This window comes from Phytohabitans aurantiacus, from assembly GCF_027923225.1.
GTDB classification, from domain to species: Bacteria; Actinomycetota; Actinomycetes; order Mycobacteriales; family Micromonosporaceae; genus Phytohabitans; species Phytohabitans aurantiacus.
The window spans coordinates 1-16,841 of the sequence record NZ_BSDI01000097.1 but is presented as its reverse complement, the minus strand read 5'-3'; the positions used below and the strand labels follow the sequence as shown (position 1 = coordinate 16,841).

At 72.7% G+C, this 16,841-nt stretch carries 16 protein-coding genes; 7 read left to right on the top strand and 9 right to left on the bottom strand.

Features of this window, described 5'->3' with window-relative positions:
• Positions 1 to 628: 628 nt before the first annotated feature.
• Entirely contained in the window at positions 629 to 2,137 is a 1,509-nt protein-coding gene (locus QMG73_RS44880; protein ID WP_281906144.1) for an MFS transporter, read from the bottom strand.
• A 174-nt stretch (positions 2,138 to 2,311) separates the two neighbouring features.
• Between QMG73_RS44880 and QMG73_RS44875 the strand changes: the two genes are divergently transcribed.
• A complete protein-coding gene (locus QMG73_RS44875; protein ID WP_281906143.1) occupies positions 2,312 to 2,872 on the top strand; it encodes an RNA polymerase sigma factor in 561 nt (186 codons plus the stop codon).
• Between the two features lie 22 nt (positions 2,873 to 2,894).
• Positions 2,895 to 3,350: a hypothetical protein gene (locus QMG73_RS44870; RefSeq protein ID WP_281906141.1), complete on the top strand. Its 456-nt coding sequence runs from the start codon at positions 2,895 to 2,897 to the stop codon at positions 3,348 to 3,350.
• A 20-nt stretch (positions 3,351 to 3,370) separates the two neighbouring features.
• On the opposite strand, the gene QMG73_RS44865 is transcribed toward QMG73_RS44870, so the two are convergent.
• Positions 3,371 to 5,932 (bottom strand): CHAT domain-containing protein, encoded by a 2,562-nt coding sequence (locus QMG73_RS44865; protein ID WP_281906140.1) that lies wholly within the window; start codon positions 5,930 to 5,932, stop codon positions 3,371 to 3,373.
• Positions 5,933 to 5,960: 28 nt separating this feature from the next.
• Between QMG73_RS44865 and QMG73_RS44860 the strand changes: the two genes are divergently transcribed.
• Complete coding sequence (locus tag QMG73_RS44860) at positions 5,961 to 7,307, top strand: S8/S53 family peptidase (protein WP_281906139.1); 1,347 nt, start codon at positions 5,961 to 5,963, stop codon at positions 7,305 to 7,307.
• A gap of 67 nt (positions 7,308 to 7,374) precedes the next feature.
• Here QMG73_RS44860 and QMG73_RS44855 read toward each other — a convergent pair whose 3' ends face one another.
• Positions 7,375 to 8,931: a M28 family peptidase gene (locus QMG73_RS44855; protein WP_281906138.1), complete on the bottom strand. Its 1,557-nt coding sequence runs from the start codon at positions 8,929 to 8,931 to the stop codon at positions 7,375 to 7,377.
• A 214-nt stretch (positions 8,932 to 9,145) separates the two neighbouring features.
• Between QMG73_RS44855 and QMG73_RS44850 the strand changes: the two genes are divergently transcribed.
• Both QMG73_RS44850 and QMG73_RS44845 read left to right on the top strand, forming a co-directional pair.
• Entirely contained in the window at positions 9,146 to 9,544 is a 399-nt protein-coding gene (locus tag QMG73_RS44850) for an ATP-binding protein (RefSeq protein WP_281906136.1), read from the top strand.
• Positions 9,541 to 9,873 carry an STAS domain-containing protein gene (locus QMG73_RS44845; RefSeq protein ID WP_281906134.1) on the top strand — a complete coding sequence of 111 codons (333 nt, stop codon included), beginning with the start codon at positions 9,541 to 9,543 and terminating at the stop codon, positions 9,871 to 9,873. The genes QMG73_RS44850 and QMG73_RS44845 overlap by 4 nt, the downstream gene beginning before the upstream one ends.
• A gap of 8 nt (positions 9,874 to 9,881) precedes the next feature.
• Here QMG73_RS44845 and QMG73_RS44840 read toward each other — a convergent pair whose 3' ends face one another.
• From QMG73_RS44840 to QMG73_RS44830, 3 genes are read right to left on the bottom strand one after another with little or no spacing between them, the layout of a single operon-like run.
• On the bottom strand, positions 9,882 to 10,559 hold the full coding sequence (locus QMG73_RS44840; protein WP_281906132.1) for a response regulator: 678 nt from the start codon (positions 10,557 to 10,559) through the stop codon (positions 9,882 to 9,884).
• A complete protein-coding gene (locus QMG73_RS44835) occupies positions 10,556 to 11,710 on the bottom strand; it encodes a sensor histidine kinase (RefSeq protein ID WP_281906129.1) in 1,155 nt (384 codons plus the stop codon). The genes QMG73_RS44840 and QMG73_RS44835 overlap by 4 nt, the downstream gene beginning before the upstream one ends.
• Positions 11,711 to 11,714: 4 nt before the next feature.
• Positions 11,715 to 12,626, bottom strand: a complete 912-nt coding sequence (locus QMG73_RS44830; protein ID WP_281906128.1) for a hypothetical protein — start codon at positions 12,624 to 12,626, stop codon at positions 11,715 to 11,717.
• Between the two features lie 98 nt (positions 12,627 to 12,724).
• Here QMG73_RS44830 and QMG73_RS44825 point away from each other — a divergent pair, with 98 nt between their 5' ends.
• Positions 12,725 to 13,891 (top strand): AAA family ATPase, encoded by a 1,167-nt coding sequence (locus QMG73_RS44825; RefSeq protein WP_281906125.1) that lies wholly within the window; start codon positions 12,725 to 12,727, stop codon positions 13,889 to 13,891.
• On the opposite strand, the gene QMG73_RS44820 is transcribed toward QMG73_RS44825, so the two are convergent.
• Positions 13,888 to 14,742, bottom strand: coding sequence for an NAD(P)H-binding protein (locus tag QMG73_RS44820; protein ID WP_281906123.1), 855 nt, complete (start codon positions 14,740 to 14,742; stop codon positions 13,888 to 13,890). The genes QMG73_RS44825 and QMG73_RS44820 overlap by 4 nt on opposite strands.
• A gap of 52 nt (positions 14,743 to 14,794) precedes the next feature.
• On the opposite strand from QMG73_RS44820, the gene soxR reads away from it, so the two are divergent.
• Complete coding sequence (gene soxR, locus QMG73_RS44815; protein WP_281906121.1) at positions 14,795 to 15,262, top strand: redox-sensitive transcriptional activator SoxR; 468 nt, start codon at positions 14,795 to 14,797, stop codon at positions 15,260 to 15,262.
• A 31-nt stretch (positions 15,263 to 15,293) separates the two neighbouring features.
• On the opposite strand, the gene QMG73_RS44810 is transcribed toward soxR, so the two are convergent.
• On the bottom strand, positions 15,294 to 15,512 hold the full coding sequence (locus tag QMG73_RS44810; RefSeq protein ID WP_281906119.1) for a hypothetical protein: 219 nt from the start codon (positions 15,510 to 15,512) through the stop codon (positions 15,294 to 15,296).
• 250 nt (positions 15,513 to 15,762) lie between these two features.
• Positions 15,763 to 16,841, bottom strand: a 1,079-nt coding sequence (locus QMG73_RS44805; RefSeq protein ID WP_281906117.1) for an HNH endonuclease signature motif containing protein, incomplete at its 5' end; no start/stop codon positions are given.

Below are 16,841 nucleotides of genomic sequence, written 5' to 3'. Positions count from 1 at the left end.
CGGGCGCCAGCGGCGCCCGACCGACGACCTGATTGCCCCGTTCTGTGCCACCGCTGCCCGGGCTGTGAACGTTTAGGGCTGCTCTGGCAGCCCTAAACGTTCACAGCACCTCGGTAGAAACGCCAACTGACCTTGGCGCCGGCCGCGCCCTTCGACGCAACGGCGGACTGGCCGGCACCGGTCTGGCGTCCCGGTCTGGGCGTGGGCCGGCGGCCCGTCAGCCCAGGGTTGTCGTGGCGGCATGGCGGGCGTGGCGTGGCGCGCTCCGGGGGAGGGCGCTCGATCAAGGAGATCCGCATGGATCAAGGGCGAACGCACGCGGAAAGACCTCCAACCACGTGCATTCGCCCTTGATCGACGCGCCGAGGGCGCGCGGGCGCCGAGGCGCCGCGGCCGCGCACGGACCGAGGGGCGAACGCGCCGCGGCCGCGCACAGGCCGAGGGGCGCGGGCGCCACGCCGCGCACGGACCGAAGACGGACGCGCCGTGCCGCGCCGCGCGCGGGCCGAGAGCGCCGCGCCGCGCACGGGTACGGCGCGGACGCCCGTGGGCGTGGGCGCCGCAGGCACGGCGCGTGCGCGGCGTGTGCGGACACGGCGCGGACTGGCCGCGCCGTGTCCGTGCGCCTTTAGCCGACGTGAACCGCCACTGGAGTGGCGGCCTCAGCGCCTTCGGCGGTGGTGCCGACGGGGGTGCGGGCGTTGCGGATGAGCAGGAAGATGAGCAGCGCGGACGCTGCCAGCAGCACCGCGCTCACCGTGAACGCCACGTTGTATCCGTGCACCACGCCCAGCGGCGTCGATGCCGGTCCGTTCTCGGTCACGTAGTCGGTCACGGCGGTCGTGAATACGGTGTTGAGCAGCGCTACGCCGAGCGAGCCGCCGATCTGCTGGGTGGTGTTGACCATCGCGCTGGCCACGCCGGCGTCGTGGTTGCTGACGCCGGTCAGCGCGGTGTTGCCCAGCGGCACGAACACCAGGCCCATGCCGACCGCCATGATGACCAGGGCGGGCAGGATCAGTGTGGCGTACGACGAGTCGATCCGCAGCTGGGTCAGCCAGGTCATGCCGGCGGTGGCGAGCACGCCGCCGATGGTCATCATGACGCGCGGGCCGATCTTGGGCAGCAGGCCGCTGGCCACGATGGCGGTGACGATGATCGCCAGCGAGAACGGCAGGTACGCCACGCCGCTCTTGAGCGGGGAGTACTGCAGCGTGCCCTGGAAGTAGTACGTCATGAACAGGAACATGCCCATCATGCCGGCGCCCAGCAGCACCGATACCAGGAACGAGCCACCCCGGTTGCGGTGCAGCACCACGCGCAGCGGCAGCAGCGGGTGAGCCGAGCGGGCCTCCCAGACCACGAAGCCGACCAGCAGCACGGCGGCCACCACGAACAGCGTGATGGTCACGCCGGACGACCAGCTGTCCTCGGCCGCCTTGGTGAACGCGTACACGAGCGCGACCAGGCCACCGGTGGCCAGGATGGTGCCCGGGATGTCGTACTTCGTGTTGCCTTCGGCCTTGCTCTCCCGCACCACCGGAAGGGCGAGGAAGAACGCGCCCAGCGCGATCGGGATGTTAACGAGCAGGCACCAGCGCCACGTCGTGTACTCGGTCAGCAGGCCGCCCATGATCAGACCGATCGCGGCGCCGACGCCGGAGATGGCACCGAAGACGCCGAACGCCTTCGCGCGGTCCTTGACGTCGGTGAACGTGACCGTGATCAACGACAGTGCCGCGGGCGCGAGCAGCGCGCCGAACAGGCCCTGGAGTCCGCGGGCGGCGAAGAGCGTGCCCGCGTTGGTCGCGATGCCGCCCAGCGCGGACGCACCCGCGAAACCGATCAAGCCGATGAGGAAGATCTTGCGCCGGCCGACGTAGTCGGCGATCCGACCACCGAGCAGCAGCAGGCCACCGAACGCCAGCGTGTATGCCGTGACGATCCACTGCCGGTTGGCGTCGGAGATGTGCAGTGCCTCCTGCGCTGACGGCATTGCGATATTGACGATCGTCGCGTCGAGCACGACCATGAGCTGGGCGATGGCGATGACCGCGAGCGCCACCCAGCGCTTCGGGTCGGCCGCTGGCACGCCGGGGGCCGGCGCCTCCGTTGCCGCGGCGGGGTTCTGCGACATTTCAATGCCTCTCGGGGTGTGTTCGGGCACGGCCATCCGACCGCCCAACCAACGTAAAGATCAGCTACGACAAAAATCGTGCCCATTAACGCGAAAGGTGTTCACCGTCACAGCGAGACGTATCACGGGGACACTGATCGGTCTCGTTGTTCGTGAATGCGACGGAGGGCTGTCATGGACCGGTCGATCGACGTGGACAGTGTGGACCTGCTCGGCCGAGTGCGTGCCGGCGATGACGCCGCATGGGCCGAGCTGACGGGGCAGTACACGAACCTGCTCTGGTCGCTGGCGCGCGGGATGCGCCTCAGCGAGCAGGACGCGGCGGACGCCGTGCAGACCACCTGGCTGCGGCTGGTCGAGCGGATCGACACGATCCGCCACCCGGACCGGGTCGGCGGCTGGCTCGCGACCACGATGCGCCGCGAGTGCCTGGCCGCGATCGCCCGGCGCGAGCGCGTCCAGCCCGCGGACGGCTGGGACGACCTGCCCGCGCCGGCCGACCCGCTGGAAGACGGGCTGATCCGCGAGGAGCGCGACGCCGCCCTGTGGCGGGCGCTGCGGGCGCTGCGCCCGCGCTGCCAGGCGCTGCTGCGGGTGCTCATGGCCGACCCGGCGCCCAGCTACGCCGACGTGGCGCTGGCCCTGGACATGCCGGTCGGCAGCATCGGCCCGACCCGACAGCGCTGCCTCGCCGCGCTCCGGCAACTGATGCGGCTCGGCCCAGAGCCGGTCTAAGAGACTGAGGGATGAGACAGCCATGAGCCCCGACGAAGACGACGACCAGTTGTTGGAGCGGCTGCGCCAGGTGGCCGCCGAGGCCGACGCGGTACCCGAGAATGTGCTGGCGGCGGCCCGGGCCGCGTTCACGATGCGCGACACCGACCTGGAGCTCGCGCGGCTTGTCGCCGACTCGGCCGAGGCGGGCTTCGAGCCCGTGCGGTCGGGGGCGGTCGCGGCGCGGCTGCTGGCGTTCGACGGCGGGGGCGTGCAGGTCGACCTGGACGTCGAGGTGGCCGGTGGCCGCACCGTCCTGATTGGACACGTCAGCGGCGCGGACGCGTGCGTGCTGGAGCGCGGCGACGGCAGCCGCCAGCTCGTGCCGCTCGACGAGCTCGGCCGGTTCCTGGTCGGCGGTGTGCGCCCGGGGCCGCTGCGGCTGCGCTGCCGCGGCCCGGCCGGCCGCACCGTGGCCACCTCATGGGTGACGGTGTGACCCAGACGGTGACACGGGCCCTACCGGCCGAGCGCGACGAACGAGAGGGCGGTGGCCACGGCGACCGGATCGCCGTCGGCCTCGGCGGCCGCGCGCGCACCGTGCAGCGCTTCGCCGAACGTGCGCCCGGCCAGCAGCCGCTCGTGAAACCCGACCATGACTGGCGCCGTCGCGGCGTCGTTGACCGGCACGATGCTGGCCAGGATGCTGGCGGTGCCGAGCGGCACCAGCGCGCTCACCATGCCCAGCAGCTCGTCGGCGGCGACCTCGGCGGCCACCCCCGACTCACAGCTGCTGAGCACCAGCCGGGCCGGCGCCCGCCGCAGCCGCCCCAGGTCGTACACGGTCAGCGGCCCGTCGTCGAGCGACAGCGCGGAGAACAGCGGGTTGTCGGCGCGGAAGACGCCGTGCGCGGCGACGTGGGCGATGGCGGCGCCGTCCAGCGCGGCGAGGGTCGCCTCGGCGGTCGCCCTCCCGCCGCCGAGCACGATCGGGTCCGGGTACCCGTCGGCGATGCGCTTGACCTCGGCCGCGCTGCCCGTGAGGCCCGGACCGACGACGAACGCCGCGTGCGCACGCCGCGGCGCGGCGCGGCCGGCGCGCAGCCAGGTCGCCGCCGACGGCGCCACGGTCACCGGCCCGCAGCGCAGGGTCGGCAGCAGCGACCACGGCACGGCGTGCAGGCGTGCCGGCGGCACGACCAGGACCGGAGCGCCACCGAGGTCGGCGGCCGCCGGACCGAGCAGGGCGCGCTCCAGGGCGGCGCCGGCGCGGTCGAGGGTCGAAAGGGCCTGGGGCGCCGGCCGGCCGTGGGCGAGGCGCCGCAGCAGCGACCGGGCGAGCTCCACCTCGCGTACCGCGTCCGCCTCCGCGCCGACCTCGTGCAGCCGCCCCCGCTTGCCGGTGACGGTCACCGCGTACAGGACGCCGTCGACCACGGTCAGCTCGACCAGGAGGTGGCCGGCGAGCCGGTCGAACGGCACCGGCGGCTCATCCGCCACCGGTGGTCGCTCACGCACCCGACGGGTGCGCGAGCGGATGGCGGCCTCCAGCCGGCGGCGTTCGCGGTCCAGCTCGACGACAGGAGCGCCGGGCGCACCCAGGAGCCGCATGACCTGTCGCAGCGACGCCAGGTCCGCGGCCAGCTCACGGTCGTCCGGCGGCCGCACCAGCGGTACCGCCAGCGCCCCGGCCCGCCACCGTTCGCTCCAGCGCAGCAGCATGCGGGCGTCGCCGCGACCCACCGCGTGCCGCTGGGCCAGCGCGGCCAGCTCCGTGCCGTACCCGGCCGCGTGCGCGCGCAGCTCCGGCGCGGCGAGCGAGCGCTGGTGCTCGCCGGCCGCGTCCAGCCCGCGACGGCAGGCGGCCAGCATCGCCGCCGTCGCACCGCGTTCCCGCGCCCGCAGCGCCTGGGCCAGCCAGCCCGCCGCGCGGCCGAACGTGGGGCCGCCGTACCGGTAGCGCGCCGCCCGGGCCAGGTGCCGGTCGGCCACGGCACCGGTGGCGAGGCGGCCCGCGAGCAGGTGCGCCGCCGGCGCTTCCAGTGCGCGCAGCTCGGTCAGCCGGTCGGCCAGCCGGCTCACCTGCGCGCGCAGCTGGGAGGGCCGGCCGTCGGCGGCGTACCGCGCCTGCGCGACGATGAACGCGGCCCGCGCCTGCCAGCCCTGCCGGTGCTGGCGCCGGAAGAGCGTGCGGGCCTGTCCCGCCCACTCGGCGGCCCGGTCCGCCCGGCCGGCCGCCTGCGCCGCGCGGGCCGCCACGAACAGCAGTTCGGCGGTCTTGGTCGCCTCGCCGCCGCGGCCGACGTGCTCGCGGATCGCGGCTTCCGTCGTGGTGACCGCCTCGGCGGGCAGCCCCGCCGCGAGCAGCACCGCGCACCGGTCGATCGCCAGCTCCGGCTTGTGCGCGCCCAACTCCGCGTACCGGGCGCCCGCCCGGTCGAGCAGGTCCAGCGCGGCCGGCAGGTCGCCCACCTGAAACGCCACGTCCGCCCGGTTGTGGACGGTCATCGTGGACTCCAGGTCCTGCCCGGCCGCCGTGAAGAGCCGCTCGGCCACCACGAGGTCGCGGTCGCCGCGCGCCGCCTGGCCGAGCCGGGCGTACACCGAGAAGCGCGCGACCCGCACCCGGGCCTCCCAGACGCCGTCGCCGGCACGGTGCAACCGGGCGATCGAGGTGCGGAAGTCGGCCAGCGCCTCCTCGTACCGGCCGACCACCGCCAGCAGGTGGCCGCGGCGCATCAGCACCCGTCCGTGTACCGCACCCGTGCTCGCGGCGGCCGCCTGGTCGAGCGCGCGCAGGCCAGCGGCGGTGCGCCCGGCGAGGCCGAGGGTGAGGCCGAGCGTGGCTCGCACGTCGGTCGTACGATCGCCGTCGCCGGAGCGCTCGGCGAAGCGCAAGGCTGTGCGGAGCTCGCGGATCGCCTCGTCGACCCGCCCGGTGTCGCGCAGCACGATCGCTCGCGCCTGGTGCGCGAGCGCCGCGACCGCCGGCTCGGGGTCGTGGCGCAGCAACTCGTCGGCGCGCGCGAGGGCGGCCATCGGCCGTGCCAGCGCGAGTGCCAGCAGTTCCCCGGCACGCATCGATAAATCGTAGATCGAAGCATCTTAGATGCTTACCCATGGAGGCATGATGAGCTTCTGGCAGCGCTGGCACCGGCGCAGGCGACGCCGCGAGACACTCAGCGCCGACGCGTTGCGCCAGGCGGCGGCCCGTGCGCTGGCCCGCGATCCCGACGGGGTGGCGGCGCGCAGGCTGCGCGATCAGACCAAGCACATCATCGAGGCGTTCCGCGGCGACGTGGCCGAGGATCCCGAGGGCGGCTACCTGTACCGCAAGGGCTGGATCCTGGTGCGCGAGGAGTACGCGAACCGCGCGAGCCAGCTCCTCGGCGCCCGCGTGGACCGCGAGCGCGAGCGTGACGCGGCCCCAGCGGTGGCGGGCATCCGGCGGATACCGCTGATGAAGGACGTCGAGATGCGCTCGGCCCTCGACAGCCTGCTCGACGGGGCCGGCGGCCTCGGCGAAGGCTGCGCCGCCCCCGAGCACATACTGTCCATTTCGGACGTGGTGTCGCGCTGCCCGGCCGTCGAGCCGGAGCCGGTCGAGGCGACCACGCCCGAACCCGCGCCGACCTTCGACTCGGCCGCCGGCCACGGCGTGCGGGTGGTCGTCGTCGACACCGGCCTGGACCCGGACGCGCCCCTCAAGCACCGCTGGCTCGACCAGGTCGAGGGCGAGCCCGACCCGGCCATCACACCGGACGAACTGCTCAAGTACGCCGGGCACGGCACGTTCATCGCGGGCGTCGTCCGGTGCCTGGCGCCGCGGGCGGAGGTGTTCGTGACGTCCGCGTTCTGGCGCGGCGGCGCGCTCGCCGAGACCGAGGTGGTGCGGGAGCTGACCCGGGTACTGGCCACCCAGAGCCCCGACATCATCGTGCTGTCCGCCGGCACCCGCACGTACCGCAACTCGGGCCTGCTGGCGTTCGACGCGTTCAACCGCACGGTGCTCAGCCAGCACAAGGGCGTGGCACTCGTGGCGGCCGCCGGCAATGACGCCAGCCGGGTGCCGTTCTGGCCGGCGGCGTCACCGTTCAGCGTCTCGGTCGGCGCGCTCAACGAGCGGTGGGACGGGCGGGCCGAGTTCAGCAACCACGGCGGCTGGGTCGACGTGTACGCCCCCGGCGAGAACCTGGTCAACGCGTTCCCGGTCGGCACGTACACGTACCAGGAGGCGCCGAACATCCCGCCCGACGTCCCCAAGCCGAGGATCGAGGCGTTCACGGGCATGGCGAGGTGGAGCGGCACCTCGTTCTCGACCCCGCTGGTCGCCGGCCTGATAGCGGCCCGCATGTCTCACACGGGCGAAAACGGCCGCACCGCGGCGGCGGCGTTGATAGCCGACGCCCAACGCGCCGCCCGCCTGGGCGTCGGCGCCGTCCTGCATCCCCGCTGATCCGCACGGTTCCCGTCCACGTGCCGGAGGGCGGCGCGCACCCGCGGTGCGCGCCGCCCCTGACTGACTACTCCGTCAGCGAGCCGGCCGCGGCACCGCGTGCCGCCGCCGACCGGGTTCCCGACAACGCCGCCGGGCGCGGCGGGATGGTGGAGGTGTCGTTCGCGAACGTGGCGACCGCTGTCGCCACGGCGTCCGCGTTCGTGTCGAACGCGAACGTGTTGACGTTGCCGAACAGCCGGTACTCCCGCCGCAGCTGGCGATAGAGCGCGGCGTCGGCGCCGTTGCGTTCGGGCGTCAGGCTGTCGCACGGCGCGTGGTAGCACGGGTCGTACTGGGCACCCGCGACACCGCCCCACAGCGCGACGTCCGCCTCGGTCTTCTGCACCTCGGCACCGGTGAACAGGCCGCCGGCGGGGATGCCGGTGGCGATGAACGGACCGTAGTCGGAGCGTCCGGTGAAGTCCGCCGCGGCGGTGGCTTCCCCGCGCGCGGCGAAGAACGCCTGGAACACGGCCTCGATCTGCGCCGAGCCGGCCGGGCCGGGACCGCTGCCCTGGCCGGCCGAGTCGTCACCGTCGTACACGCCGAACGTGTAGTTGGGCGACCCGATCATGTCGAAGTTGAGGTACAGGGCGATCGCGGCCCGCTGCTCGTCCGTGAGGTTGTTGACGTAGAACGTCGAGCCGGCCAGGTTGGACTCCTCGGCGCCCCACCACGCGAACCGCACCTTGTTCTTCGTCTTCATCTTCCGCATCTGCAGCGCGACCTCGAGGATGCCGGCGCTGCCGGTGCCGTTGTCGTTGATGCCGGCGGTGTCCGGCTCGGAGTCCAGGTGCGCGCCCACCATGACGACCTCGTCCGGGTCGCCCCAGCGCGACTCGGCGAAGACGTTTTCGGTGTCGCGCACCTCGGCGATGGTTTGGGTGGTGATGGTGACGTTGAGGTTCGGCGTGCCGGCGAACGCGACACCCATCGGATACGACACCGAGATGGCCGGGATGCCGACCGGGTTACCCAGCGTGCCGAAGAACAGGTTCTGGCGGTCGGGCGCGGTGCTGTTGCCCTGGTTCATCATGATGGCCCCGATGGCGCCCGCCGCCTCGGCGTTGGCGACCTTCTGCCCGAAGGGGCAGGTGCCGCGCTGCAGCAGCGCGATGTTGCCGGCGACGGCCGGGGTGAAGTCGGTCGCCTCGCAGCCGGACGAGCTGGCGTTCGGTGTGGTGAGCGCGAGGTCGACCGGCACGACGAGGCCGGTGGCCGTGCCGTTGCCCGAGCAGTCGAGGACGTCGTAGTCGGTCTGGTCGGCGTACGTCGTCGGTGTCGGCGAGTTCTGCGCGAACGACGAGCCGGTGTCCTCGCAGAAGTTGAACTGGAACGGTTGGCGGGTGACCGTGTATCCGGCGTGCCTCATCAGTGTCGCGACGTAGTCCGCGCTCCGGTCGTAACCGGGACCGCCGGACGCGCGGTTGCCGCCGTTGAGGGTGGCGATGGCCTGTAAGGCCACGAGATGGCGCAGGAGGCCCGCCAGCGTGACGGACCTGGTCAGTTTCCGCACGTCGTTGCCGCCGGACGTCGCCTGTGCCGGTGTGACCACGGCGAACGTGCCCAGCAGGACCGCCACGGCGGCAACGCCGCCAAGGCGTCGTCGTAACGAGTGGGACACCACGATGTGCTCTCCTCCCGGGAACGATGATTCGACATCCCCGAATCTATGCTGGTCACTCAGCGTGTGGAAGGGGTCGCGCAGGCGAACGTTCCTCCGAGTGGGGCATCACGGTTTGGTCGGGCGCCGGCATCGGGTACATCGTGGCCAGCGACCGATGGAGGTCAGGACGGTGAGTGAGCTGTCTGCGCGGTTCGACATGCCGCTGAGTGAACAGGCGCCCCGGATGGCGCGCCGCGCGGTGGGCGCGGTACTGGCCGGGTGGGGCTTTGGCGACGAAGACTGGCTGGACGGTGCGCGGGTGGTTGTCAGCGAGCTGATCAGCAACGCCGTGCGCCACGGCGACGGCTGTGTGGAGTTGCGCGTGCAGGCGCACGGAGACCGGGTGATCGTGAGCGCCGCGGACGGTTCGTCCGTGGTACCGCGGCGACGGCGAGCCGACGGCACCGGTGGCCGCGGTCTCGCCCTGATCGAGGCGTTCGCCCCGCGGTGGGGCGTCGAGGACCATGAGGGTGGAAAGCGGGTCTGGGCGCAGCTGCCCGCGTGTCCGGGTTGGAGGTCGCGGCAGTGAGCGCTTCGTGGCCCGTCTCGAAGTACCTCACCGTGGGCTGCGCCGACGCGGATGGCGTCGTGACGCTGACCGCCGTCGGAGAGGTGGACCTGGAATCGGCTCGCGTACTCCGGTACGCCATCGAGCAGGGTGTCGGGCTCCGCCCGGCGGAGCTGATCGTCGACATCGCTGGCGTGTCCTTTTTGGACGCCTCGGGTGCGGGCGTACTGATCGACGGCAGCCGCCGTGCGCGCGACCGCGGCATCCCGTACCGCGTGTCCGGTGCGACCCGCATCGCCAGGCGGGTCCTCGACGTGCTGGGCGTACACGCGGCGCTGGCCGGGAGCTGACCGCCGGCTCAGGACGCGTCGGGGAGCGTGATCCCGGCCCGGTACGCGAACACGACCGCCTGGGCACGGTCGCGCGCCCCGATCTTCGCCAGGATGCGCTTCACGTGCGTCTTGGCGGTGGACTCGGCGATGACGAGCAGGTCGGCGATCTCCTCATTGGACAGTCCTTGCGCGATGAGGCGCAGCACCTGCACCTCCCGCTGGGTCAGCGCCGCGATTCGCTTCACCTCGTCGGAGCCGGCCGCGTCCGGCCCGCCGGTGGCCCGCAGCACGAAGTGCTCGACCAGTTCCCGGGTCACCGCCGGGTCGAGCAGGGTCTCGCCGGCGGCGACGGTGCGGACCGCGTCGACCAGCCGCTCCGGCGACGCGCGCTTGAGCAGGAACCCGCTGGCACCCGCGCGCAGCGCTCCCCACACGTACTCGTCGTGGCGGAACGTGGTGAGCACCAGTACCCGCGTCGCGAGCTCGGCCGCGACGACCCGCCGGGTGGCCTCGATGCCGTCGACGCCGGGCATCCGCACGTCCATCAGCACCACGTCGGGCTCCAGCGTCCGGCACAGCTCGACGGCGCGCAGGCCGTCGGCCGCCTCGCCGACCACCTCGATGCCGCCGGCGTTGTCCAGTACGACGCCGAGGCCGGCTCGCATGAGCGCGTCGTCGTCGGCCAGCAGTACCCGTACCGTCATTCCCGCTCGCCCCCTTGCGGCACCGGCAGCACGGCCCGTACCCGGAACCCTTGCCCCACGCCGCCGTGTCCCGCACCGCCGTGCTCCACTGTGCCCCCGAACACGGCCGCGCGTTCCGAGATGCCCAGCAAACCCCGCCCCGGCTGGTATCCCGGCAGCGGGCCGCGCCCGTCGTCGCGGACCTCGACCTCCACGCGCCGCCCGTCCACGCACACGGTCACCGCGGCGGACGTGGCCTTCCCGTGCCGCAAGGCGTTGGTGAGCGCCTCCTGCACGATCCGGTACGCCGACTGGTCGAGGCTGCCGGGCAGGTGCGGCTCAGGTGGTTCGATGTGGACGGTCACCGCCATCCCCGCCTCTGCCATGCGTTCGACCAGGCGTGGCAGCGCGGCCAGGCCCGGACGCAGGTCGGCGCTCTCGCCATCGTCGCGGCGCAGCACGCCCAGCACCCGGTCCAGCTCGTCGAGGGCTTCCCGCCCCGTTCGCTCCACACCGGACAGGATGGCGCGGGCCTTGCCGGGATCGTTGTCCAGCACCACGCGCGCCGCACCGGTCTGCACCAGCATCACGCTCATCGTGTGCCCCAGCAGGTCGTGCAGCTCCCGGGCGATGCGGTGCCGCTCGTCGACCACCGCGTCCCGCCGCATCAGCCGCCGGTCGCCCTCCTGGCGCTCCCGCCGGCGCGCCGCCGCGTAGCCACCGGCCCACACGCCCAGCCACACGAACACGATGACCGCCGGAACGGCGGCCGGCGGGCTGCCGTCGTCGCCCACGAAGTACGTCACGATCGCGACCAGCATCAGCGGCGGCCCCCACAGCGCGCGCCGCGGTTTCGGGTGGGCGCCGAGCGAGTACAGGCCGACCAGGTTCGCGAGCGGTGAGAGGCCGGCGGGGCCCAGCCACAGCGCGTCGACGGCCACCGCCGCCGTGCCCACCGCGTACCCGGCGAGCGGCCACCGGCGGCGGACCGCGAGGCTGCCGCCGATCACCACGGCCAGCGCGAGCGCCGCCGGCAGCCGCCCGCCCAGCGAGGGCGTCGTGGTCAGCCGCTCGCTGACGAGCATCACCACCGCGATGCCGGCCAGAGCGCCGTCGACGGCGCGCGCCGGCAGCGCGTTGACCCACGAGACGAGCTCGGCGAACCGGTGCATGGCGTCAGCTCACCACGCCGGCGCGGGCGCGTCCACGACCGCCGAGCAGCCGCGCCGCGACGAACCCGGCCACCGCCACCAGAGCCACCACCCCCGCGAGGCCGAGCACGGCCACCGGCGCCGACGGCGAGGTCCAGGGCCGCCCGGCATAGGCGGTCGCGGCCACCGCGCCGAACACGGCCGCATATCCGGTCACGGCAGCCGCCATGACCTTTGCCTGGGTACCCTTCGGGAGCGCCGCCATTCCCAGGCCGATCGCCAGCAGGCCCAACACCTGCAGCCCGTGCATACCGATGGCGTGTGCGAGTTTCGCACTGCCCGCCGCGCCGAAGACGATCGTCTCGGGCACCCGTCCGGTGGCGTCCACATAGGCCTCACCCTCGGCCGCCATGCCGAACCCGATGTACCCGCTCACCTCGATGGCCAGCAGCCCCACCACCACGGCGATCCGCGCCACGGTGGTGCCTTCGAAGCGCACCAGCGACCACACCAGCAAAATGGCTATCGCCAGCGCCACCAGTACCACGATGTTTCCCATGGCCGACCAGATCCCCGCGTCGAAGCCGGTCTCCTGGTTGAAGTGCGAGGGCACCCCTCGCCACCGCTGCGTCGTGACCATCGCGATCTCGGCCACCGACCCGGCGCCGAGCAGGCCGACCGGCAGCCAGCCCCACCGCCGCACCGGCAGCTGCCGCATGATCCACACCGCCGACCACGCCAGGATGCCGAACGACATCCCGAACACCGTCGGCTTGCGCCACGACACCGCGCCGTACCAGGGCGCCCAGTCGACCAGCGCCACCACGCCGTGTACCGCGCCGGACGCCAGCATCAGCGTCCCGCACCACCACAGAAACCGCTGCTGGGCGGTCACCGGACGGACCGCCTGCCACACCTGCCGGACCAACTCACTCATGACCAGGGACGCTATGGCCGTACGGCGCCCCGAACGTCACCCCGGCGAGGACCCTCGACGTACCCCCGTGGGGGTAGCGAGCGCCGTAGCCTGGGCGGATGATCCGCGTCCTGGCGGTGGAGAGCTACCGGTCGCTGCGCAGCCTGGTCCTCGAACTCGGCCCGCTGACCGTCGTGACCGGCGCCAACGGCACCGGCAAGTCCAGCCTGTACCGGGCGCTGCGGCTGCTCGCCGACTCCGCCCGCAACGGCGCGGTCGCCGCCCTGGCCCGCGAGGGCGGCCTGCCCAACACGCTGTGGGCCGGCCCCGAGACCATCGGCAAGGCGGTGCGCGCCGGCCGGTACCCCGTGCAGGGCACCGTCCGGCGCGGCCCGGTGAGCCTGAAGCTCGGCTTCGCGGGCGACGACTACGGGTACGCGATCGACTTCGGGCTGCCGCCGCCCCGCACGGAGTCCGCCTTCGAGCTGGACCCGGAGGTCAAGCGCGAAGCGGTCTGGTCGGGCCCGGTGCTGCGCCCAGGCACGCTGCTCGCCGAGCGCGCCGGCACCGCGCTGCGGGTGCGCGACGGCCGCGCGTGGCTGGCCCTGCACGACGCGGTGCGGCCCTTCGACAGCATGCTCAGCGAGTACACCGACCCGCGCCAAGCCCCGGAACTGCTGACCATGCGGGAGCGCATCCGGTCGTGGCGCTTCTACGACCACATGCGCACCGACGCGGCGGCTCCGGCCCGGCGGCCGCAGATCGGCACCCGCACGCCCGTGCTCAGCGTCGACGGCGCCGACCTCGCCGCCGCGCTGCAGACCATCGCCGAGATCGGTGAGCCGGACGTGCTCGCCGAGGCGATCGACGCCGCGTTTCCCGGCAGCGAACTCGACATCGCCGTGCACGACGGCCGGTTCGAGCTGCGGCTGCGCCAACATGGGCTGCTGCGGCCGCTGACCACCGCCGAACTGTCCGACGGCACCCTCCGGTACCTGCTGTGGGTCGCGGCGCTGCTCAGCCCGCGCCCGCCGGCGCTGCTGGTGCTCAACGAGCCGGAGACCAGCCTGCACCCCGACCTGCTGCGCCCGCTCGCCGGCCTGATCGTGGCCGGCGCGGCCCGCACCCAGGTCGTCGTGGTCAGCCACGCCCGCGGCCTGCTCGACGCCCTGGCGGCCACGTCCGGCGACCTGACCGCCATCGAGCTGATCAAGGACTTCGGCGAGACCCGGGTGGCCGGTCGGGACCGCTTCGACGAGCCCACGTGGCAGTGGCCAAAGCGCTAGCGCCCAGCCACCTCGTCGATGTGGTCGCGGGCCCACTGCTCGAAGCCCCGGGCAGGCGCTCCGGTGACGGCCTGAACCGTATCGGTCACCGGCTCGGGATCGTCGACGAGCGACGCCCAGTAGGCCAGGGCCTGGTCGGCGAAGTCCGAGTCGGCCCAGCTGAGCATCGCCGCCCGCGCCTCGTCCGGCGCGATCTCCTCCAGCTGTACCGGCCGACCGGCCACTTCACCCAGGATGCGCACCTGCGCCGCCTGCGTGATCGCGGCCGGCCCGGTGAGCACGTAGGCCGCCCCGACGTGTCCCGGCTCGGTCAGCGCGCGCACGGCGACATCGGCGATATCGCGCTCGTGGATCAACGACCGCGCCGCCCGGGGGTAGGGGATGCGCACCGGCGCGCCAGCGCGTATCGCGGCGGCCCACGCGAGGGTGTTGGTGGCGAACCCGCTGGGGCGCAGGAACGTCCAGTCCACACCGGTCCGGCGGATCGCGTCCTCGACCTGGCCCCAGACGCCATTCTGGGCGGGGGAGCGGTCGTCGCGCACGCTCATCGCCGAGACGTAGACGACATGCTTGACTCGTTCGGCGATCACCCGCGCGACCGCGGGCGCGCCCTCCGCCGACAGGAACGGCCACAACAGAAACACAGAGTCCACACCGGCGAGCGCGGGCCGCAGCGAGTCGGGCACCGTGAGGTCGCCGGCGACCGTCTCGACGCCCTCCGGCATCCCGGCCAGCGCGGGAACGCGCGCCACCGCCCGCACGGCGGCCCTCCGAGCGCGAAGCCCGGCCACCACATGCCGCCCGATGTTGCCGGTCGCGCCGATGACGAGAATCTTCTTGGTATCGGTCATGCGTGCCAGCCTTGAACTTAAACAATTATTGAAGTCAAGCTACGGTTGCGGCATGGTGGCGCAGGTCGCATCGGAGTTGACAGTCGGCCAGCTGGCGGAGCGCAGCGGCGTGTCCACCTCCGCACTACGCTTCTACGAGCGACAGGGCCTCATCCACAGCCGCCGCACCACCGGCGGCCAGCGCCGGTACGCCCGCACCACACTGCGCCGCGTCGCGTTCATCCGCGCCTCCCAGAGCGTCGGCATCCCGCTGGCGCTCATCGGCGAGGTCCTAGACTTCCTGCCGAAGGACGCGGCCCCGACGAAGGAGTTCTGGCTCCGCGCGTCAGAGTGCTGGACGGAAGCGTTGAACGCGCGGATCGCGAAAATGGAGCGAATGCGCGACCGGTTTACGAGCTGCGTCGGCTGCGGCTGCCTGTCATTCGAAGAATGCGCCCTGGTCAACCCCAGCGACGAGCTATCCGGCCGCGGACCCGGCGCCCACCTCCTCGACGCCGAGCCCCCACTCAAACGCGCCTAGGTCGCACTTCCCGGTCCCTGTCGCGGTCGGCCTACCTGGCCAGCCCGTCCGCGTCGACGACCGGCGCGGGGTGGCGCGCGGTGGCGTGCTCAAAGATGCCCTCGACGCCGTCGCCATCCTGCAGGAAGTTGGTGTCGCCTCGGGGCGGCGGCCTCGTCGGTCGCTGCGCAGCTCCATCGCCGGTGCGGGCGGCGGCCAGCACGCGCACCCGTGCTACCAGGCACCGCCCAGAGGCGTCGCGCAGCCTCATGCCCGCACCCGCACGTCGACCGATACCCTTTGGAGCGCAGCCCCGGGCGCGTTTGACGACGGTAGGGCGGTAGCCACACTCGGCCTTAGCCAGGTTCTGGCGCGGCGAGGGCACCGCGGCCACGCACCGCAAAGCCAACGGCATCGCCTAGCCTGTGGTGGCTTTGTGCGGCGGCACGCCGTGGTGGCGCTGCCGTATCTGCCGGACGCGTTTGGCCAACCGGCGTGGCCGCAAAGGCTGGTCGTTGACGTCACGTCCGCCGGTGGTAGATGTTGCAGCGAGGTTTACGCTCACTATCCACATAGGGCGGTGGGATGAACTCCGGCCGGCCATCGTCAGCCATCCGCACCTCCCACTCCCCGCGATGGATGAGCCGATGATGGTATCCACACAACAACACGCCGTTGTTCAGCACGGTATCGCCGCCGTCTGTCCAATGTCGAATGTGGTGGCCGTCGCACCACTGTGGGGGTCGGTCGCATCCGGGGAAGGCACATCCACCGTCCCGTGCGACCAGCGCTCGTCGCAGTGGTCCGGTGAACAGCCGTCGTTGCTGTCCGACGTCGAGGATCTGCCCGTGCCCGCCCAGCACGATGGGCAGGATGTGGGCGTCGCAGGCCAGCCGTCGCACCTGCTGCGCGGTCAACCGTTCCCCGGTGTCGAGCTGCCCGACGCCCAGTTCTTTACGCACGACGTCGTACGGCACGGTGACGGCAACCTGTGGCCGGTCTCCGCCGTTGTCCGGTAGCTGCTCGGTGCGTAGCGCCAGCTGGCACACTTCCACGAGGGCGTCGGCGCGGCGTTGGGCCGGTGTGCGTTCGAGGTCGGGTTTGCATAGTGGGTCGAGGGCGGCGTTGACGATGGCGGCGGCCTCGGCGTCGAGCCAGCCGGTGACTCGGTAGCGGCCGTCGCCGTTGTTGGTCAGGGTGAACGCCCGTGTCCGTTGGGCGCGTTTTTCGTCTCGTTCGGCGGCGCGTCGGTCGGCTTCGTCGGCCGCTTCCGGTGCCACGTGCGCGAGGATCCGCTCCGCTGCTTTGCGGAAGGTGGCCGGTTCCCAGTCGGCGAAGTCCGCGATCAACGTTTTCTCGGCCAGGTCCACCACATCCGCCGAATTCTCGTCGGCCAGGTCGTGGACGGTCTTGGCGACGATGTGGGCCTGTTCGACGTTGATAGTGCCGCTTGACAGTGCCGTGTCCAGCGTCGGCCGTTGGTCGAGTGTCTTGGCCAGGTCGACGGTGCGGCGGGCGGTGTGGATGCTGATGTGGAGGCGTTCGCGGAGCCAGACGGCGGTGCTGGCGGCCTGCTGCGTGATGGGTAGGTTGCGGCCGT